The organism is Bacillus pumilus, assembly GCF_009937765.1.
In the GTDB taxonomy this organism is placed as follows: domain Bacteria; phylum Bacillota; class Bacilli; order Bacillales; family Bacillaceae; genus Bacillus; species Bacillus pumilus_O.
Genome location: NZ_CP047089.1, coordinates 2751749 through 2772200, shown reverse-complemented (window position 1 = coordinate 2772200; position 20452 = coordinate 2751749). Strand labels below are relative to the sequence as shown.

Here is a 20452-nt window from a genome sequence, read left to right as displayed (position 1 = left end):
AGGGTTCACTTTGTATGAAAACATTATTTCATTTTGCTTATTTACAGGCCATCTCATGTCTATTCCCCGTCATGATCTTTGCGGCGCTTGCCATATCAAAGATGGTTTCTATTCCTTTTCTTCACCGGTATGATGTCATTCTACTGCTTTGCCTCGCGGCTCAGATCCTGATGATGACGCTTCGGCTGGAGACATTGAATGAATTGAAGGTGATCTGTCTATTTCATCTGATAGGTATTAGCTTAGAATTGTATAAAGTTCATATGGGTTCTTGGTCCTATCCTGAAGAGGCTTATACAAAAGTCTTTGGGGTTCCGCTCTATAGCGGATTTATGTATGCAAGTGTAGCAAGCTATATTTATCAGGCACTGTCCCGGCTTCACGTACAGGTCCGTTCATGGCCGCATCCGTTTCTTTCGATTGGAACCAGTTTGAGTATTTATCTCAACTTTTTTACGCATCATTGGTTCTATGATCTGAGATGGTGGCTGACATTACTGCTTGTTGTCGTATTTCGAAAAACATCTGTGTCGTTTCAGGTTGGTTCTTCTACTTTTCGAATGCCGCTTGTCGTCTCATTCTTGCTGATTGGGTTCTTTATTTGGATTGCCGAAAATGTCACCACCTTTTTAGGAGCATGGCAATATCCAAATCAACAGCACGCTTGGTCGCTCGTCCATCTCGGGAAAATTAGTTCTTGGTTTTTACTTGTTGTGATCAGTATTGTGCTCGTCATCGAACAACGCAAACAAAAAAGCGTACAGCCGATTTGACCCGACTGTACGCTTTTTTTAATCTCGTTCGACTTCCTTGCGAAGATCATCTGCGACAAATTCTACATTCGTTCCAATGATGATTTGTACAGAGTTTTTTCCTGAAGTCAGTACCCCTTTGGCACCTGCTTTTTTCAAAGTACTTTCATTTAATAATTGTGTATCTTCTACTGTTAAACGTAGACGAGTGGCACAATGATCAACCGTCGTGATATTTTCTTTGCCACCAAGTCCCTCTAGAAGCATACTTGCACCTTCTGTCTTCGTATCATCGGCTGCAATATCTTCAATTTCATCATCTTCTCTTCCTGGTGTTTTGAGCTTCAACAGTTTAATGAGGAAATAGAAAACAACAAAGTACAGAATGCCATAAAGCACGCCAACTCCAAGTAGCATAAGTGGTTTTTGGGCGATACCAAAACTTAAAATGTAATCAATCGCTCCTGCTGAAAAGGTGAAGCCGCTATGAATCCCAATGATATTTACAATAAAGAGCGATAGACCTGTCAGCACAGCATGGACACCATATAAGAGTGGAGATAAAAACATAAAGGAGAATTCAATAGGTTCAGTGATTCCTGTAATAAATGACGTCAGCGCCATCCCAATCATCAAACCAGCGGTTGCTTTTCGCTTTTCAGGTTTTGCTGTCACAACCATGGCTAGACATGCCGCTGGCAGACCGAACATCATCACTGGGAAAAACCCAGTCATAAAGACACCTGCACTAGGATCTCCTTTAAAGAATCGTGCTAAATCCCCTGTTGCTCCGCTGAATTCCCCGAATTGAAACCAAAATAAGTTGTTCAGTACATGATGAAGTCCTAATGGAATGAGCAAGCGGTTAAAGAAACCAAATAGCCCTGCACCCGTTGCACCAAGACTTAAAATCCATTCCCCTAATCCATTGATCCCGCTTTGAATTGGCGGCCATACAAATCCGAAAATAGCGGCTAATAAAATGGTGAAAAGTGCAGTCATAATAGGAACAAGCCGTCTTCCGCTAAAGAACCCTAAGTATTCGGGTAGTTTTTTATCCTTGAATCGATTGTACACATAACCTGCCAGTAGGCCGCATAAAATACCGCCAAATATCCCCATATTGTTCGTTGAATTAATTGATGTTGTACCAGCTGATAAAATAAAATAAGCAATCGCTCCTGATAATGCCGCTGCCCCGTTGCCATCCTTTGCAATACCGATCGCTATACCCATTGCAAAAATCAAAGCCAAGTTTTCAAAAATGGAATTTCCCGCTGCATGAATAAACGGGATATCAAATACATCCTTCCGTCCAATAGCCAAAATAATTCCTGCTGCTGGAAGCACAGCGATTGGAAGCATAAATGATTTGCCGAGCTTTTGAAGAAACTGAAACACCATTTGCATTCTCCCCCTTTGTCATCATCATGACGAAACGTCCATGATGCTCATAAAAAATATATCATATACACATCTAGTTATCTATACCAATTTGTCCACATTCATTTGAATTCCGCTCTTTACTCTTTTTGCGTAAAATGTGGTAAGCTATTGAATAGAATGAAGTTATAGAAAGCGGGAATGAACAGTGATTGTCAAACATGATCATGAGTTAGAAGCCTTAAAAAAAGTCGGCCGAATTGTCGCTTTGGCAAGAGAAGAAATGAAAAGCCAAGCGAAACCAGGCATGTCTACAAAAGAACTAGATTTGATTGGGAAAAAAATATTAGAAGAACATGGGGCGAATTCAGCACCTGAAAAGGAATATGACTTCCCTGGAACGACTTGTATCAGCGTGAACGATGAAGTTGCTCACGGTATTCCAAGTGAAAAAACCATTTTACAAGAGGGCGACCTCATCAATATTGATATTTCAGCAGAGCTGGACGGCTATTATTCCGATACCGGCATTTCCTTCGTATTAGGTACAGGTGATGCTCGTCTTGAAGCATTATGCCAGTGTGCAGAGGATGCATTCCTCGAAGGATTAAAGCATGCAAAAGCCGGCAAAAGACAAAATCAAATTGGCCGTGCGGTCTACAATACAGCAAAAGAACAAGGATTTACTGTCATTAAAAACCTGACAGGACATGGCATTGGGAAAAGTCTCCATGAAGCACCTAACCATATTTTGAACTATTATGATCCATTCGATAATGCTTTGTTTAAGAATGGCACCGTGATCGCCTTTGAACCTTTTATTTCAACAAATGCTGAATCGATTTATCAGGCTGATGATGGCTGGACCTTTAAAACACCAGATAAAAGCCTAGTCGCACAGATTGAACATACCATTGTGATTACAAAAGACGAACCAATTATATTAACAAAGCTGTGAGCCTGCTAATCCCCTTCTTCATTGGAGGGGATTTTTTCATTTCCCTTTCACGAATCTGTCACGACTAAACAAAAATGCCTGTGGTAAAATAGGCAAAGATATGCGAAAGGGGTCTTATTTGATATGTGGTTCATCATCATCGGCGTTATCTTTTTGATTGAAAGTATTATCTTAACGGTTGTAGGTATTAAGAAAAAACAATCCATGATGACTTACCTTGGTATTGTCATCATGATTATGACGGTCGGCATGATCATCGTTACCCTCAACCCACCAAATTCATAAATGATTATTTCCAGCATATACATGGATCATAGGAAGATAGAATCAGTTTTCATTTATTCATACCTGCACACTTTTCACGTCCTTTTTTGAGATGTTACAATGCAGGCAGTTTCAATTGAAAGGAGTTTTCTATCATGCATTATGGTAGCAAAGGCTGGTATGTCGAAGAATTAAAGAAGCTTGGTGTGACCAAGCATGAAGGAAGAAAGCTTCAAAGCTTAAAAACATATTTCCTTGCAAATCTTCTTGAGCAAAAGAAACCTAGCTCATAAGCGCTAAAAAACCGTACATCTTATACTGATGTACGGCTTTTTTTAAATGGGCTGAACTCGCTTTTCTAAAGACTTCCTCACGACATCTGCTAAGGCATCTACTTCAAGAACGGCTTTCAGCCTCTCTGGACTTGTTTGACGATATTTGACCTCGTTCACTTCATGGACTGTAATATGATGAGATGCTTTTTCGACTAATACAAGAGAAGCATCAGCAGGCACTAAGCCTTCTTTCAGCACCCGTAAATAAAAGCCGGTATACCCCGTTTGCTGCACTTCCTTTACAAGCTTCATGTTGCCATGCTTAAAAGATAGTTTCACACACGGCTGCCTTGGCTGACTCACTTCAACAAGTGCCTCTCCAAGTTGAATTACATCGCCAATTCGCACTTCTGTTTCAACTAGTTGATGAACGGTCACATTCTCACCGAAGGCAGCTTCCTGTAACGGAACCCCTAAAAACTGCTCGAAATAAGTATAGTGATCGTATGGAAAGACGCAGACGGCTTTATCATATCCTCCATGATGAACCAAATCACCTTGACCATCTCCCTCAAAATTGACCTTACTCAAATAGACAGGCTCATGTATTCGCTTTTTGTTGATGGCTGTTTTGATTTCTTTTCCGTTTGCATAGGTCGTGATGGGTTGTCCTACTTGAATTCCTACTATGTCATATTTCTTATGTCCCACGATGACCATCTCCTTTGATTGTCTCATGGCTATTATTTTACATCGTTAGACAATGAAATCATAGTCGGGTGCGTGAAGGTCAGTTACATGCTATGGTACGATGAGAAAAAAGGAGAGATGACATTGATTCATTATCATGCCATTGTCACAGGACGGGTGCAGGGAGTCGGCTTTCGCTATTTTGTACAAGGAGAAGCCGTCAATCGCGGGATGAAAGGCTGGGTACGCAACACAGATGAAGGACATGTCGAGTTAAAGGTAGAGGGGGAGCAGCAGGAAGTGCTTGATTTCTTAAAGACAGTCCGGAAAGGAAGCCCTTTTTCAAAGGTCACAGATATGCAAATGGAGCAGCTCCCTGAGTTCGCTCATTATCAGGATTTTCGCATCAAGGGATGAGCTTTCATCAAAAAACAAAGAAGACAAAGTGCTAAAATCAAGATCATTTTAGCACTTTGTCAACAATCAAAAAACCTAGCTTTCGCTAGGCTTTTTCTGTTCCATGATAGGGCTTTTCTTGATAAAAATAATTCGGCTTCACAATGGTATTGTCATAATGCTTGTGGAAGATGTGGGTCGCAGCTGGTGAGACCGGTGGAATCAGCCAAGTCCAGTCACCAGTAAGCTTACGGTCAGCCTTTTCTTCTTGCTTTTCGAACTGTTTGAATTGATGTGCTGCTGTATGGTGATCAACAATGGTCACCCCTGCTTCTCGGTAAGAATGAAGAACCGCCACATTCAACTCAACAATGGCTTTGTCCTTCCAAAGCGACGCATTCTTTGTCGTGTCCAGTCCTAAAATCGAAGCGACTTTTTTCAGCATATTGTAGCGATTTTCATCGGCTAGGTTACGTGCGCCAATTTCTGTGCCCATATACCAGCCATTGAACGGCGCTGCATTGTAATGAATACCGCCAATCTCCAATTTCATATCAGCAATAATTGGAACGGCGTACCATTTCAGTCCTAAATCACGAAATCCTTCATATTCCGGATGGGTGATCTCGACTTCTTGGACAATTTCTTTCGGTAGCTCATACAGAACTGGCGGTTGATTCTTTAGTTGAAACATGAGAGGCAGGATATCAAAATGCGTGCCTTCACCTTTCCAGCCATGGGCTTCACACAGCTTAGTTAATTCAAGAGAAGCCTCGTCGCCGATGATACCATACTCCGTCTCATAGCCTGCATAACGAACGAGCTGATGATTATAAATGATGACTTCCTTTTGCGAATCATTTTCTGGAGGAAAGATCGTAATGGATGGTTTGATTTTCCCATTATTTGTCGCATACTCAATATGATGAAAGAGTGCCTCTTTCACCTCTTCTTCTGTCTTCACATGACGGCAGTCGTGAACATGCAGGGTTGACCAAAATAAACGGCCAATGCAGCGGTTGCTGTTGCGCCATGCCATTTTCGCTCCGTGCGCCAATTCCTCTTGTGTGTGAGTATACGTCCCTTTAGAGTCAATTTCTTGTTTTATTTCATGCAGTCGTGCTGCCTTCTCTTCATTTGACTTGCCCAATTCTTCATAGCATACAGAAATAAAAGCTTCTGCTTCATTCCAAAACGCTTCTTGATTACTCAAACATACTCGCCTCACTTTAATACGAATATATCCATTGTAGCGGTTTCTATTTATAAATTCACTAGTTTCAAACCATTTTTTATCATATCATCCGACCATTGTCCTTAGAGCGCAGATGAATCAATCCGTTTAAGGGTTTGCTCGAGCCAGCGGACATAGCCTTTTTCTCTTTCAATTGCCCTTGTCAGCACTAAATAATGCCCAAATTGCGCTGAATAAAGCGATTCAGCACCCGGATCTTCCTCTGTTAACGCGAGCAGCTTCTGCTTTAGCATGTCTACTTTCTTCGTGCGCTCTAGTAGTTGATGTGTAAGCAGGTCAGCCGCTTCCTTTTTGTCCATAGAGGAGATGAAAAATGTTTTGAGCATGAATTCATCCTTTGTTGTTTCTGGGATCGGGTCTTTTGTCCTTAACCATTGATGCAATGCTGCTTGTCCTGCCTCTGTGATTTGATAGACCTTTTTCTCCAGCTTCTTCCCTTGTATACGAACATCAAATTCAATAAACCCTTCATCTGTGAGCCGTTTCAGCTCAGGGTAAATTTGGCTATGTTTCGCACTCCAAAACTGTCCAAGGGAATCCTTAAAATGTTTGGTGATATCGTATCCAGTCAGCTCACACTGATCTAGTAAGCCAAGAATGGCATATTTCAAAACTCTCATGATGTGCCTCCAACGCTTATTCTTTGACAATAGTATACCATAGACTTTAAAATAAACATGTAAATCACAACATGTTTGAAACAACATCATTCTAATGAAAGAAGGAATAAACATGGATCAATTCGTTGGACTTCATATGATTTATACGTATGAAAATGGCTGGGAATATGAGATTTACATTAAAAACGATCACACCATTGATTACCGCATTCATAGCGGAATGGTTGGGGGCCGCTGGGTCCGTGATCAAGAAGTAAACATTGTAAAGCTGACAAAAGGCGTTTACAAAGTTTCTTGGACAGAACCAACTGGGACAGACGTCTCTCTGAACTTTATGCCTGAAGAAAAACGCATGCATGGCGTTATATTCTTCCCAAAATGGGTGCATGAACGTCCAGATATCACCGTTTGCTATCAAAATGACTACATCGATCTTATGAAAGAATCTCGTGAAAAGTACGAAACATATCCAAAATATGTTGTTCCAGAATTTGCGGACATTACGTATATTCATCATGCAGGTATAAATGACGAAACCATTATCGCTGAAGCACCATATGAAGGCTTGACTGATGAAATAAGAGCCGGACGAAAATAAAAAAGCAGCACGCACTGTGCCGCTTCTAAATTGTAGACAAAGGGCTAAAATGATGTTGATTTTAGCTCTTTTTTATTTAATGCCTAACGCCTTTTTAGATAGCAAGAACCGGTACACTGGCAGTTCATCGCCTTCTTTTGAAGCAATCAATCCAGATGACATATAGCTATCTTTTGATTCTGGCTCAAGGGCAAGTGACAATAAATTCGTTTGCGGCTGCGCCGTGACATATACCTTTGTCCCTTTTGGTAGCTGACGTTTCTTTTGGATGAGTTCTGTTTCAAGCTGAATATCTTTTTTGCTCTTTTCGTCTCGTTTTGTTACTTGATAGGCTTGTACCGGTACTTTAACACTGACAGGCAATGTGACACTTTTTAACCCTAAGATTTGCAGCTTCCGTTCTACCCCTTCATGTCCAGGTAAAACAAGATAAGCTGTCGGTCGTTCTCTCGACATGACAGGATTCGCATCGCTTGCACTGTGAAAACGTACAGGGACATTGATGGTCTGTCCTTTTTCAATATCTACCATTTCAAGCGAATCATCCACAGGCGCTTTGAAATCATCTTGAATGACTACTTGGTCGTCATCATTCGATTGGAGACCTTTTTTCACCAGCTTCAAACGCTCCGTCACCATTTGCTGTTTCACCTGCTTTGCATGTTTCACCGTTGTTTCAATGATTTTTTCATGAGTGGTGACTTGTGCTGCCACGCGGCGGGTAAAGTCCTCTCTTCCAATTCCAATTCCTCTGCTTTCTACAAGAAAGGATAGCGCTGGCGAGAGTCCCAGAGCATTTCGACCAATTCTTGCATCCGTTCCGCCTTCATAGAGATCGATCTTTCCATCTTTTCCTTTTGTGCTTGTATAATATAAATCATTTGAAAACCCTTGATTTGTCAACGTTTCACGGACGCCGCTCACGTATAATTCATTTGACGTCAGCCGAATGCTTTCTGGAATATTCAAGTTCTTCCCTGATAAGATCAATAAATCGTGATATTTGAGTGCACCCGCTGAGCCGATATCATCAAACTGCTTTTGTCCTACATCGTATTCATGGGCATCAATGACCACTTCTGGAGCATACCGATTAAATTCTTGATGCAAGGCTGTCAGCTCTGGAGATTCTAATGTCATATGATCACGGTTCCCATCCATTCCGTTTGCCAGCCTGCGGTCAAACGCATAAGAACCGTCAGGATTAATTCTCGGAACAATGATGATATTGACATGATTCAGTATACGCTCTCCTTGTTTACCTGCTAATCGTTTTGCGATGACGAGAGCCGACTCACCGGAGGCTGGTTCATTTCCGTGTATTTGTGCTTGAAGCCAGATCGTTGGCTTTTTTGAAAGTGGAGAAATATGACGATCCTTTGTGAAGTAGAGGGCTGGAATGGACCGTCCTTCAATGGATGTTCCAATCTGTTTCTGCGTAGCGTAAGGACTTTTGCGGACAATGTCACGTAAGAATTGTTGAAGCTCTTCTTGCGTGGTGAAGGCTTCTCCTTTTTTCTGAAATGCGGGGGTATCAAACGTCTCGTCAGGCTCAGGGTATAGCTTCTTCACTGAAGCTGGCTGTTCATAACTTTTTCCATAATAAGGGGTATCTGCATGAGCTGAATCTGGGCTCACCATCGACAAACTTCCTGCTATGAGACATACTGCAGCAAAAAGAATCTTGCCTTTTCGGTTGGACATGCTATCCTCTCCCTTCGTTGATTTGCATTATAAAGAAAAAAACAGTAAAAGTGTCAGTATTTTTCAAAAATATATCTTTTGGAGGAACAGACATGCTTTTTGTATAGGGCAAATGAATCGAGCCTGCTCGGCAATATGACCTAAAAAAAAGTGCCTGCTCAGGTAGCAGACACTCTTTTATTTACCAAATGGAGATGGCCCCAATGAGTACCGACATGACCGTCATGGCGACAACTGCAAGCACAGCCCATTTCATCCCAAACTTCTGATGCTGATCCAGTGATACACCAACTAGTCCAACAAGTAAATGAGTGGATGGTACAAGTGGGCTTAACATATGAATCGGCTGGCCAATAATAGAGGCTCTTGCGATTTCAATTGTATCAACACCGTATGCTGCCGCTGTTTCTGATAGGATCGGCAGGACCCCGTAAAAGTATGCATCATTCGGCATAAAGAAGGTAAATATCCCGCTCGTAAGCGCCACAATAACCGGTATAAAGCCGCCAAGCTGCTCAGGAATGGCAGATACAATCGATATCGCCATTTCATCAACCATTTTCGTGCCAGTTAAGATGCCTGTAAAAACCCCTGCTGCAAAGATCATGGAAGCAATCGCTAAGACGTTGGTTGAGTGAGCCGCAATCCGCTCACGCTGCTGTTCAAGGTTCGGATAGTTCACGATAATTGCTACACAGAAAGCAAGAACAAATAGGACTGTTAAGCTGACTTTTCCTGAGACGAGAAGGAGCACCAATAACAACGTAAGCGTTAGGTTAAACCACCAAAGTTTCGGTCGCTTGATGTCATCCTGTAGTGCCGCTGCCATTTCATTTGCATGAATCGGCTGTTCGAGTTCAATGACACCAAGACGCTTTCTTTCAGACTTCCCAAGAAAGTATGCCACCACAATCATGCTCAAAACCCCTGCACCAATGACTGGAATCATCGGGCCAAATAAAAGTGATGGATCCACGCCAAGTGCACTTGCCGCTCTAGGTGTGGCTCCTCCCCATGGAATCGTATTCATAATTCCCATGCCGACTCCGGCAATCCCCGCTAAAATAATCGGACGGATGCCAAGCAGCGTAAATAATGGAAGCATCGCTGTTGTTGTAATCATGTATGTTGTTGTCCCGTCTCCATCAAGTGCAACAAGCATGGTCAGGACAGCTGTTCCGACGACAATTTTTAAAGGATCGCCTTTGACAATGTTTAAAATTTTTGCCACCATCGGATCAAATAAACCAGCGTCAATCATAATGCCAAAGTATAAAATCGCAAACATGATCATGACCGCTGTTGGTGCGACTTGCTGCACACCTTTGACAATCATGTCAGAAATCTCTGTAAAATGAAAACCTGCAATAAGAGCAAATGCAATTGGCGTTAATACCAATGCCGTTAAAACAGACATACGTTTCGTCATAATCAAAACCATAAATACAACCATCATAAGAAATCCTAAGATTGCTAGCACTTTGTTCACCCCTTATGTTGTATACGCTTTCATTAAATGTTGGTATCCCATTTCCAACCCTTTCTGTCATGATATCTGACGCCTGAATTGAAGTAAATATTATGAATTTTAATTCTTTTTCGGGCAATAAATGCTTTTTGTTCATTTTGTTCAAACCTTGATTTTAATGGATTCCATGAAAAAAAGCGGTCTCACTCGACCGCTTGTTCTCCTTGAATAAACTGTTCATATCGCCTTAATTGATCTTCCATAAAGATCTTTGTTTCTTTGCTGTTCATATAACGACTTGTCCAGCCCTTTTGCTTTAATTGCTTTTTCCACGACTTCGTTTGTGTCATTTTTTGAAGAAGCTGATCCCATTCACGTATATCTTTTTGACTCATTTGTTTTGGGCCCATCACACCACGCCAATGAGAGAAAATGAGCGGGATGCCTTGCTCTTTCCAAGTCGGCACATCTTCAAATCCAGCTAAACGCTTGTTCGTCGTGGTTGCCACAAGCTTTAGCCTTTTCTTTTCATAGTCATGACGAACCTCTGTAATCGTGGTCGTTGCTGCATCGACTTCATGATCTATGAGCGCTTGGAATAAATCATCTGCACTGTCAAATTTCAAAAATTGAATACGGTATGGATCAATTCCAGCCATTTCTGCCGCACGTGCGAACGAGATTTGATCATCATTACCGAAATCTGGGGCAAATCCAATTTTTAAGGAATCTGGTTTCTTCTTTAGAGTGTTTAACAACTCCTTCCCGTTTGAAAAGGGCGAATCGACTGGGACTGCGACGACCTGCCACTCCTCTGCCAAAATGGCGAGCGGTGTGACATCGTTCATTGTCATGTTACTGCTACCAAGCAAATTACGGCTTAACAATAAACTTGAATTTAAACTAATATAGTTGGTTTCTCGCTCTAGCATATATGTCCATCCTTTATCCACCGTTCCGCCTCTTTGATAAAGGATATTCACCGGCTGCTTCACCAGCTTTTCTTTCTCAAGCACTGATTTCATCACTTGAGCTGTTTGGTCAAAGCCGCCATCAGGAACACCAGACACCACAATATATAATGGGCTGTGCTCCAGGAAAGAGTCGCCTCCCTTTTTTTCATTAAAGGTGAGCGCCAGACAAAGACATATGATGATCACGATAAGGCATATTGCTTTTTTCATGTTTTAAGACTCCGCTTGCTTTTTGGCAGGATAATATTTTCGCTCTGGTCTGCCAATGATTCCATACGCAAGTTCTGCCCGGCATTCTCCAGTTGTCACTAGATACTCCACGTACCGCCTCGCTGTTGTGCGTGATGCCCCCATTTTTTCTCCGAGTTCTTCTGCTGAAATTCCATCATTCTCTGATTCTATCAACGTTTTCACCTTGTCCAAGGTCAGTGAATTGATCCCTGTAGGCAGGTCTCTGTCACCCTTTTCCTTTGGTTCTTCTTGCATCTGTCCAAAAAACAAATCAATCATCGTTTGATTGACTTCATCCTTGGAATTGATCATGTCTTTCTTCTCTTTATATTCCGTTAAAACTTGCGCAAACTTTTGTGCAGTCACTGGTTTGATTAAATAATGAACCACTCCGTATTGAAGAGCATCTCTTAAAAGTGTCGTTTCCGTCGCAGCTGTGATAATCATCACATCTACTTCTGGATAGCGTTCTCTTAAAAGCGGCAACAGGTTTGTGCCGAGTTCATCGGGCATATACACATCAAGCAAGATGAGGTCGACTTGTTCCTGTTGAAGCGCCTCCCACATATCTTTTGCACTCTTTGCCTTTCCGGCGACTTGAAATCCTTCTATTTGTTGTATATAAGATGCATGAATGGCTGCGATTCGAAAATCATCCTCCGCAATGAGTACCTTCATCACCATTTATTCCCCCTTTGTGCCTTTCGGTATGTATGCAGTGAAGATGGCACCGCCTTCTTTTTGGTTCGTCACTTCAATCCAGCCTCCAAGTTCATCCAGCACTTCTTTCACATTCGCTAGCCCGTAGCCTCGTCCTTCCCCCTTTGACGAATGGCCTCTTGTGAAAATATGTGAAAGTTCTTCCTCGCCTACTCCATCACCTGAATCAGATACTTCTATGATAATATCAAACCCAATATCTGTGATGAACAGGCTGACCTCGCGCGTATCCTTATTTAGTACAGCCTCAAAGGCGTTATCTACCAGATTACCAATGATGGTAATAAAGTGAGATAAACTTAAATGTGCTGGAAGCGGCTCCAATGAACTATTTTCGTCAATGTGGAAATGTACCTTCTTCTCAGAGGCTTTCCCTAGCTTGCCAAGTAGAATGGCTTGAATTTTAGGAGATCGTATTTGCTTCATCAGTAAATCGTGCTGACGGTTTTGCAGCGTATATTCTTCCTTTATTAAGTCAATGGCTTCATCCACTTGCTTCAGCTCAAGTAAACCTAAAATGGCATACAGCTTATTTGAGAATTCGTGCGTTTGTGCCCTCAGGTCTTCTGAATATTGGCTGACCTCTGTTAATGTATCCAGCAGCTTCGTCAGCTCTGTTTTCTCCCTGAAGCTCACAATCCCTCCAAAGACATGGTTGTCTTGCACCACTTTTTTCACATTTAAGACATAGGTTTTATTATTTACGACGGTTTCGATGTTCGGTTCAATCGTCTCTTCCTTTAAATAGAAAAGGAGATTGGCTTTTGGCAAGACTTGATCAATATGAAGCGGCAGCTCGGATGAAACGCGAAGCATCTGTTCAGCAGATGTATTCATCATCGTCATCGCGCCTTTGCGGTCAAATGCAATAATCCCTTCTTTTATCGCAAGCAGCATCGCTTCTCTTTCTCGGAATAATGAAGCAATTTCATGCGGTTCAAGCCCTAATGTATCTTTACGAATACTTCTTGTTAAAAAAATCGCTCCGAATATACCTGGCAAGAGGACAAGTAGAGCAATATAGCTAAGCTTGAATAGTTGATGGGCTGTCGCTTGATCGATTTCCTTTTTTAAAAATTCGACGGTGACTGTGCCAATAATTTCTTCATGCTTGCCTGTTTCTTTCATAATTGGGGCACTACCTCTGACAACGGTTTCACCATTAGAATCACCCGCTGATATGGAGGTTCCCCCAAATAGCAGGGTACTTCTCCCCCTAAATACACTGATTGTTTTTCCTACATTCTCATGGTTCGTATGAAAAAGGACCTTCCCCTTTTGATTGGTAATGAAGATGGCATGTGCTTTGACTTGATCTTTCATTTGCTCAAGTACTGCCTGTTCCTCGTCCTGAGACACGGATGAGGTAGCCACCGATGTTTTAATGGGCGGCATATATGAGATTGTTCTAGCGGTTTGCACCGCGAGCTGTTCAGCTTGTCGCTGCCTTTCTGACGTCTGTAGAAAACCAAAGCAAATGGTCAATAACGCAATGACAACAAGCAAAAGCCCGATAATTAACCCTAAGATTTTCGTTTGCAAAGTGACTTTCCTTTTGCCCATCCTCACCGCTACAACCCCTAATTCAACTAATTTCATCAACTAGACTCTAAGAAAATCATATCATTTTTCTCACTAAGTTAAGAGAAAATTCATTCAAAACAAAAAAGGACGACTCATGATTGAGTCATCCGAATGTGTTCATTACGTGATTGATAAACCAGCACTCGCATAGCCTGCTACAGTATTCAGTAAAGATAGACCTGTAGCTGTTGCAGAGAAGACAACGAGCAATCTTGTTTCAGGTGTGACTGGTACATTTAAACCAGTCGCAATACCATTTGCAATAGCACCCAGTGTTAAAACTCCGGTTAAAGCTGGGGCTAATGTGACACTCGCTACTTGTGTGAAACTGTTATTTGGTGTCGGTGAAGCGAATAGACTAGCCGTTACGGTAACACTTGTGCCGACCAAAGAAAGTGCTGCTGTTGTACTGAAATAACCGGCAAATGACGTAATCGTTCCAGCTCTCGGAACTGAGAATGCCATGTTGAGTAAAGTGCCTGCAGCACCTGTTAAATCAATAACACCGCCTAAAACACTGACACCTGTCGCTGAGTTACCAAACCCGATCAAGCTGGATGTTCCAACGAGACCGCCCGCAACTGTCGTCAAGACAGCAGGTGTTCCTGAAGCAAACGGAATGATCGCACTCGATCCCGTGGCGCCAGTCACTCCGGTCGCTCCCGTGGCTCCTGTTAAACCTGTGGCTCCGGTGACTCCAGTAGCTCCCGTGGCTCCTGTTAAACCTGTGGCTCCGGTGACTCCTGTGATACCGGTCGCACCTGTATCTCCGGTTGCTCCGGTAGCTCCTGTACCCGTGGCTCCCGTAGCTCCTGTATCACCCGTTACACCGGTTGCTCCGGTGACTCCTGTGACACCGGTCGCACCTGTATCTCCGGTGGCTCCGGTAGCTCCTGTACCCGTGGCTCCCGTAGCTCCTGTATCACCCGTTACCCCGGTGACTCCTGTATCTCCGGTTACCCCTGTGGCACCAGTAACTCCGGTGGCTCCGGTCACACCTGCGGCTGCCAACAACGTATAGTCTGGCGACGTATCTGGTGTACCTGTTGGTGGTGCTGTATTCACAACATAGGTTCCACCATCAAATGTCACCACTTGACCTACTGGATAGGTTGGAGCTGTTGCTGGATCAAATGCCACAATGCCAGTTAATCCCACACCGGTTACTCCGGTCGCACCAGTATCGCCCGTTACCCCGGTAGCTCCGGTGGCACCGGTGGCTCCAGTTAATCCCGTGGCGCCTGTATCACCCGTTGCACCAGTTGCTCCCGTGGCGCCGGTTACTCCTGTGGCGCCTGTATCTCCGGTTGCACCGGTCACTCCTGTACCCGTGGCGCCGGTGGCTCCTGTATCACCCGTTACACCAGTTGCACCGATGGCTCCCGTGGCACCTGTATCACCCGTTACTCCGGTGGCTCCTGTAACACCTGCGGCTGCCAATAACGTATAGTCTGGCGACGTATCTGGTGTACCTGTTGGTGGTGCTGTATTCACAACATAGGTTCCACCATCAAATGTCACCACTTGACCTACTGGATAGGTTGGAGCTACCGCTGGATCAAACACTGTGACTCCGTCTAAACCTACTCCGGTTGCTCCTGTGACTCCGGTCGCTCCTGTATCGCCTGTTGCACCTGTGGCACCGGTTACTCCTGTCGCACCCGTATCGCCCGTTACACCGGTTGCTCCTGTAACGCCAGTCGCACCTGTACCGCCTGTTGCACCTGTGGCGCCGGTTACTCCGGTCGCTCCTGCAGCTGCCAATAACGTATAATCTGGTGACGTATCTGGTGTACCTGTTGGTGGTGCTGTATTCACAACATAAGTTCCACCTTCATATGATGTTCAAACCTAAAAACCATCTATACGCCATGTTATAGTAAATTTCTTTTTCGAGTTGTCTTTCAGAACGGATACCGTAAAGGTATCCGATAAACATCATTTTGAACAAAATAAGCGGATCAAGAGAAGGACGACCTTTATTCTCACTATAATAGGGTTTTACTTTATCTACGATAAATGAAAAATCAATGTACTGATCAATTTTACGAAGCAGGTGATCCTCTTCGACCAGTTGATCGAGCAATACAAATTCGGCTTCGTGCTGAGAAGAATTTCTAGTGTGGAACATGAGAAAAACACCTTCCTTTAGAGTGATATGTGAAGTATCTTATCAAGTCCTTCTTTAAGCATGTTCCTAATAAAACTTTCAAATAACCCTGTGTTCATTTGATGCCTCCTTTTGATTTAATTAAATAAAATATCTATAAATATATTTTACTTTATTTTGGAAAATTTCGAAATATAAAATAAGAACAAATGTTCGGTTGGCTGTTTTGTTTTAGTTATAATAAGAATAGGATTGACCCCTTTGTGAGCCTGGCTGACACTCAGTCAGGTCTTTTTTATATTCAATTTATCACTACACAATGGTCGATGTCGGGTTTGTTTTTTTCTGCACTCATTATCATACATCTTATATTACATTGGTGGTCATTCTATTGGTTCCAAAATAATCCATGGGTATATTTTCTGATTCAAGGGATTATCGTTTTACTTTGTGTCTCAGTCATGCAAGCAGCCTCCCCTGTCATCCTAATAGGTCTCTTACCGGTTCTCATTGCACAAAGTATTGGTGTGTACTATCATACCTTGAAGGTGATATTGACAGGGCTTAGCTTTTATGTGCTTTTCTTTCTTGCACTTATTTTAGTTAATGATACAGATGATCTGACGGTATACATTCCTATTTTATTTTTAATTTTAATTGTGGTCTTCGCGTATTCTATTTTATTTTTTAGACAAGTGAAAGCTAGAATTAGAACACAAATCTTTCTAAAAGAGCTAGAGCTCGCACACCGACAAGTTGAGGAGCTGACACTTGCAAATGAACGTCAAAGAATGGCGCGAGACCTACACGATACTCTAGCCCAAGGACTTGCAGGTATTATTATGCAGCTTGAAGCAGTTCAAGCACACTTAGACAAGCAGAATGTGACGCGTGCTCAAAATATTATTAAAGGTTCAATGAGCCAAGCGCGAAAAACATTGGCTGAGGCACGAATGGTTATTGACGATCTTAGAATGCAAGGGAAAGATCAACATGATTTAGCTGATTCGGTTAAGAGTGAAGTTAATCGCTTTATGGAGGCGACGAATATTCCAGTTCATAAGAAAATATCTGACTCTTATCAAGTGTCGCCTTTTCTTATAGAACATACTATTTATATTGTCAGTGAATGCTTAACAAATATCGCAAAACATGCCAAAGCCAGTCTCGTTTGGGTGGTCTTGGAACAACAAGACGACCAAATTTATTTAGAAGTTAAAGATAATGGAGTGGGATTTGATGAGAAAAAAAATGAATCCACTTTTGGACATTATGGCATAATTGGTATGACAGAACGTGTACGACTCGTAAACGGACAAATCTGCTTGAAAAGTACAAAAAATGAAGGTACACAAGTAACGGTTACCATACCTTTGAAAAAGGAGTAAATACATTGTCTTATCGAATTGTGATTGTTGATGACCATTATGTAGTTAGAGAAGGATTAAAATTAATTCTTGAAACAGATCACCGGTTTGAAGTAGTTGGAGAAGCGGAAGATGGAGATATTGGACTGGATGTGATGAAGAAGGAAGCGCCGGACCTTGTGTTACTCGATCTGAACATGCCTAGAATGAATGGGCTTGATATGCTGAGAGAAATGCAATCTCTTCAATTAAATATTCCAGTGCTCATACTGACTACATATAATGAAGATAAATTGATGGTTCAAGGGCTGAAATTGGGTGCAAAAGGCTACCTATTAAAAGATGCCAGTAGAGAAGATTTATTTAACACGATTGAAGCTGCTATAAGAGGAGACATTTTACTTCAATCAAATGTAGCTACAAAAATTTTTGAGTCAACAGAACATCAGGAAACTCAAGAAAAAACAGAAAGAGAGAACAGCTTGCTGACTGGAAAAGAGCTGCTTTTTTTGCAAGCGGTGGCAAGAGGTTTTAGAAGTAAAGAAATCGCATTTGATATGGGGATTTCAGAAAGAACGGTAAAAGAACATTTAACAAATATTTATCAAAAACTAGAAGTTACATCAAGAGCTGAAGCAATTAAAACGGCAGTAGAATTTGGCATCATTCATTTTTAAATGAATCATTAGGAACTTCTAATTATCCACAAAGACGATACTCCAAAAAGTATTAAAATAAAACGCCTATCCTTAAAGGGGTGGGGTCTTTTTTTGTTCATTAGGGGAAAATTGGTTATGTAGTGAGGTGAAACGTGATAGGATTGAAAAAGGAGGTCAAATAAATGACATTCAAAAAAGCGTTCAGCATAGGTTATTTTGTTTTGCTTTTATCTTTTATTGTCGTATATTTCTTGCTTCCAGTCGATCAGATATTTACTGCAATTATCACCTTAACCGTACTATTTGGATTATATCAATTTGTGGTTTTCAAAAAACTAAAAGATCAATAAAAGACATGCTCTTATGCATGGCATGACACAGGCGTGTTTTTCAAAACCTTCGCATCAAGAGGTAGCTCTGTATGGATAATTGGTTAATAAACAATAAAATGGATTAAAGTGTCAGGCTCCTTATGGTATTCTAGTAAAAGAATATTCCATAAAAGGAGTCTTTTTATATGAAAATATTAGATGCTCCATCTTTACTATCAGCTGTCGAACAGAGGTCAAAGGCCTATCATGAGCTTCAAGAAGAGATGAAACTTGTGAAAAAAGCACTGAAAGGTGTATCGGGATTAGGTGATGAGTTTACTGGAAAAGGTGCTGATAATATCAAAGCTTTTTATAATGATCTTGCACTATACACAGACACTTATCTTGATTTTATCGATATGCAAAAGGCTTTTTTAGATGGAGTGAAAGGGAAGCTAGATGATGAATCATTAGGAGGGAGTACATTTATTGATGAGCATTTCCTAGATGCTCAATTGAAGCAAGGCATTCAAAACAATAAAGATATGGTCAAGGAACAAAAAGAAGCTCTATCAACGATTTTTGACGATATTAGTGATTTGATTGAATTACAGACATTTTCCAGCAAAGAGGTAGATGAGCATTTAGATGATGCTAACAAAAAAAGAAAAGATGCAATTGAGGCTATACATACATTAGATCATGCGCTAAAAACAGAACACGAAAAATCAGAAGCGATTGAGAAGCACCTTGCAACTTTTTATACAAAAAAGATGGCTGCTACAGGAAAAGGTAAGAACGCTCAGCCCATGTATTATGATGCAAAAGCATTTCATGAGACAGATGTGTACAAGAATCATGATAAAATCGATGCACAGGTGAAAGCATATTTAAAGGCGAAAAAAGAAGAAAAAGAGAAAAGAAGAATCAAAGAATTGAAAGAAAAGCTCAATGATCCTTCGTGTCTATCAGTAGAGAAATACTTTGAGATTGTAGACGAAATTGGATATGAAAATCTTTCTTACGATCAAAAATTGTATTATAGCCAGCTGCTCCAAATCAAAGCGCAGGAAGAAGCATCAGATGTATTCGTTGATAGTGTAAAAGGTGCTGCAGTGGGTCTATATGATGTGGCCAAAGATACAGTAGTAGGCATCTACGATCTTGTAACAGATCCTGGTGGCGCCGTAGAATCAGTCGTAACGGCTGTTTCTCATCCAATTGAAACATCAAAAGCGATTGGAAAAGCGATTTCAGACTCATTCGAAAAAGAAGTCATAGATGGTGATGCGTATTCACGGTCACACTGGTTCGCCTATGCGACTGGTTCACTCGCAGAAATTGTCTTTGGTTCTAAAGGGGCGGGAGCCATCACAAAAACGTGGACAACCGCAGCGAAAACTACAGTGAAGAAAGGGCTTGAACAAGGAGCAAAATCATTAGACAAAGTCTCTCTTCCGAATCTATTGCCGTACTCACCAAAGTTTCAAATGGCTGGTGGAGGGAAACTTCCTTACAATGTGTTTGATGGGGAGAATCTAAAAAGTAAACTTCTTTCCATGGCAAAACACTTGGACAATCAGCCTGTATATGGTATCTCTAAGACAGGTAGACGATTACCTGCACCAAAATCACCACCGACTGTTGTCAGTTACGGAGATCAATATGTGAAATGGAAACGCAAGAAGGTATTAAAACCAAATGTAGTTTATACAACAAAACAAGGGTACTCATACACTACCGTTCACTATGGACGTATTGTCAAAGTCGAAGCAAGTGATTTAAAATACGGGGAGGTCAAAAGAAACCAATATGCTCAGTCTAATTCAGGTAAGCCAGACCGATTATTAAAAGATGACGGAGGTCATTTGATTGCATCTATTTTTAAAGGGTCTGGGGATATTGATAATCTTGTGCCGATGAGTTCACAGATTAATAGAAGTGGCGGTAAATGGTACAACATGGAGCAGGAATGGTTGGCTGCACTAAAAGAGATTCCACCAAAACATGTAGAGGTAAGTATTGAGCCTATTTATCAGGGTGATTTGTTAAGACCCGAGAGTTTTTTTGTAGAATATAAAATCGGAAAAAGTTATGTTCAAGAATTTATCAAGAATCAACCTGGAGGTTAAA

General features: G+C 41.6%; 20 protein-coding genes and 1 pseudogene. 10 read left to right on the top strand and 11 right to left on the bottom strand.

The window, feature by feature from the left end:
* Positions 1–14: 14 nt before the first annotated feature.
* The gene (locus GPS65_RS13620; RefSeq protein ID WP_012009251.1) at positions 15–773 is read left to right on the top strand and encodes a DUF817 domain-containing protein; all 759 of its coding nucleotides are present in this window, start codon (positions 15–17) and stop codon (positions 771–773) included.
* An 18-nt stretch (positions 774–791) separates the two neighbouring features.
* Here the strand turns inward: GPS65_RS13620 and nagE are convergent, their stop codons facing one another.
* A complete protein-coding gene (gene nagE / locus GPS65_RS13615; RefSeq protein WP_144482144.1) occupies positions 792–2156 on the bottom strand; it encodes an N-acetylglucosamine-specific PTS transporter subunit IIBC in 1365 nt (454 codons plus the stop codon).
* A 187-nt stretch (positions 2157–2343) separates the two neighbouring features.
* On the opposite strand from nagE, the gene map reads away from it, so the two are divergent.
* From map to GPS65_RS13605, 3 genes are all read left to right on the top strand, one after another.
* Positions 2344–3093 carry a type I methionyl aminopeptidase gene (map, locus tag GPS65_RS13610; protein WP_008341769.1) on the top strand — a complete coding sequence of 250 codons (750 nt, stop codon included), beginning with the start codon at positions 2344–2346 and terminating at the stop codon, positions 3091–3093.
* 123 nt (positions 3094–3216) lie between these two features.
* Positions 3217–3378 (top strand): hypothetical protein, encoded by a 162-nt coding sequence (locus GPS65_RS19305; protein WP_003214360.1) that lies wholly within the window; start codon positions 3217–3219, stop codon positions 3376–3378.
* Between the two features lie 134 nt (positions 3379–3512).
* Positions 3513–3650, top strand: coding sequence for a YflJ family protein (locus GPS65_RS13605; protein WP_003214303.1), 138 nt, complete (start codon positions 3513–3515; stop codon positions 3648–3650).
* Positions 3651–3692: 42 nt separating this feature from the next.
* Here the strand turns inward: GPS65_RS13605 and GPS65_RS13600 are convergent, their stop codons facing one another.
* A complete protein-coding gene (locus GPS65_RS13600; protein ID WP_144468630.1) occupies positions 3693–4343 on the bottom strand; it encodes an MOSC domain-containing protein in 651 nt (216 codons plus the stop codon).
* A gap of 123 nt (positions 4344–4466) precedes the next feature.
* Here GPS65_RS13600 and GPS65_RS13595 point away from each other — a divergent pair, with 123 nt between their 5' ends.
* Positions 4467–4739, top strand: a complete 273-nt coding sequence (locus GPS65_RS13595; protein ID WP_186312755.1) for an acylphosphatase — start codon at positions 4467–4469, stop codon at positions 4737–4739.
* A gap of 85 nt (positions 4740–4824) precedes the next feature.
* Here GPS65_RS13595 and GPS65_RS13590 read toward each other — a convergent pair whose 3' ends face one another.
* A complete protein-coding gene (locus tag GPS65_RS13590) occupies positions 4825–5931 on the bottom strand; it encodes a nitric oxide synthase oxygenase (RefSeq protein WP_119124556.1) in 1107 nt (368 codons plus the stop codon).
* A gap of 104 nt (positions 5932–6035) precedes the next feature.
* Positions 6036–6593: a PadR family transcriptional regulator gene (locus GPS65_RS13585; protein WP_119124555.1), complete on the bottom strand. Its 558-nt coding sequence runs from the start codon at positions 6591–6593 to the stop codon at positions 6036–6038.
* A gap of 112 nt (positions 6594–6705) precedes the next feature.
* Here GPS65_RS13585 and GPS65_RS13580 point away from each other — a divergent pair, with 112 nt between their 5' ends.
* On the top strand, positions 6706–7191 hold the full coding sequence (locus GPS65_RS13580; RefSeq protein ID WP_012009245.1) for a phenolic acid decarboxylase: 486 nt from the start codon (positions 6706–6708) through the stop codon (positions 7189–7191).
* A 72-nt stretch (positions 7192–7263) separates the two neighbouring features.
* Here GPS65_RS13580 and GPS65_RS13575 read toward each other — a convergent pair whose 3' ends face one another.
* The 7 genes and pseudogenes from GPS65_RS13575 to GPS65_RS13545 form a co-directional block, all read right to left on the bottom strand.
* Positions 7264–8895: a M14 family metallopeptidase gene (locus GPS65_RS13575; protein ID WP_119124554.1), complete on the bottom strand. Its 1632-nt coding sequence runs from the start codon at positions 8893–8895 to the stop codon at positions 7264–7266.
* A gap of 181 nt (positions 8896–9076) precedes the next feature.
* Complete coding sequence (locus tag GPS65_RS13570; RefSeq protein ID WP_012009243.1) at positions 9077–10375, bottom strand: Mg(2+)/citrate complex secondary transporter CitM; 1299 nt, start codon at positions 10373–10375, stop codon at positions 9077–9079.
* 191 nt (positions 10376–10566) lie between these two features.
* The gene (locus GPS65_RS13565) at positions 10567–11547 is read right to left on the bottom strand and encodes a tripartite tricarboxylate transporter substrate-binding protein (protein ID WP_144482146.1); all 981 of its coding nucleotides are present in this window, start codon (positions 11545–11547) and stop codon (positions 10567–10569) included.
* Positions 11548–11550: 3 nt separating this feature from the next.
* Positions 11551–12249 carry a response regulator gene (locus tag GPS65_RS13560; RefSeq protein ID WP_041816163.1) on the bottom strand — a complete coding sequence of 233 codons (699 nt, stop codon included), beginning with the start codon at positions 12247–12249 and terminating at the stop codon, positions 11551–11553.
* Positions 12250–12252: 3 nt separating this feature from the next.
* Complete coding sequence (locus tag GPS65_RS13555) at positions 12253–13851, bottom strand: sensor histidine kinase (RefSeq protein WP_119124552.1); 1599 nt, start codon at positions 13849–13851, stop codon at positions 12253–12255.
* Between the two features lie 141 nt (positions 13852–13992).
* On the bottom strand, positions 13993–15690 hold the full coding sequence (locus GPS65_RS13550; RefSeq protein ID WP_202914151.1) for an exosporium glycoprotein BclB-related protein: 1698 nt from the start codon (positions 15688–15690) through the stop codon (positions 13993–13995).
* 22 nt (positions 15691–15712) lie between these two features.
* Positions 15713–16003: pseudogene (locus GPS65_RS13545) on the bottom strand (transposase); the annotation flags it as partial.
* 188 nt (positions 16004–16191) lie between these two features.
* Between GPS65_RS13545 and GPS65_RS13540 the strand changes: the two are divergent.
* The 4 genes from GPS65_RS13540 to GPS65_RS13530 all read left to right on the top strand — a co-directional run bounded on the left by GPS65_RS13540 (position 16192) and on the right by GPS65_RS13530 (position 20451).
* Positions 16192–17370, top strand: coding sequence for a histidine kinase (locus tag GPS65_RS13540; protein WP_144456641.1), 1179 nt, complete (start codon positions 16192–16194; stop codon positions 17368–17370).
* Positions 17371–17375: 5 nt separating this feature from the next.
* On the top strand, positions 17376–18026 hold the full coding sequence (locus GPS65_RS13535) for a response regulator transcription factor (RefSeq protein ID WP_144460024.1): 651 nt from the start codon (positions 17376–17378) through the stop codon (positions 18024–18026).
* A gap of 164 nt (positions 18027–18190) precedes the next feature.
* On the top strand, positions 18191–18358 hold the full coding sequence (locus GPS65_RS19300; RefSeq protein WP_186299642.1) for a hypothetical protein: 168 nt from the start codon (positions 18191–18193) through the stop codon (positions 18356–18358).
* A gap of 167 nt (positions 18359–18525) precedes the next feature.
* The gene (locus GPS65_RS13530; protein ID WP_144497025.1) at positions 18526–20451 is read left to right on the top strand and encodes a T7SS effector LXG polymorphic toxin; all 1926 of its coding nucleotides are present in this window, start codon (positions 18526–18528) and stop codon (positions 20449–20451) included.
* The last annotated feature ends 1 nt before the right edge of the window (position 20452 follow it).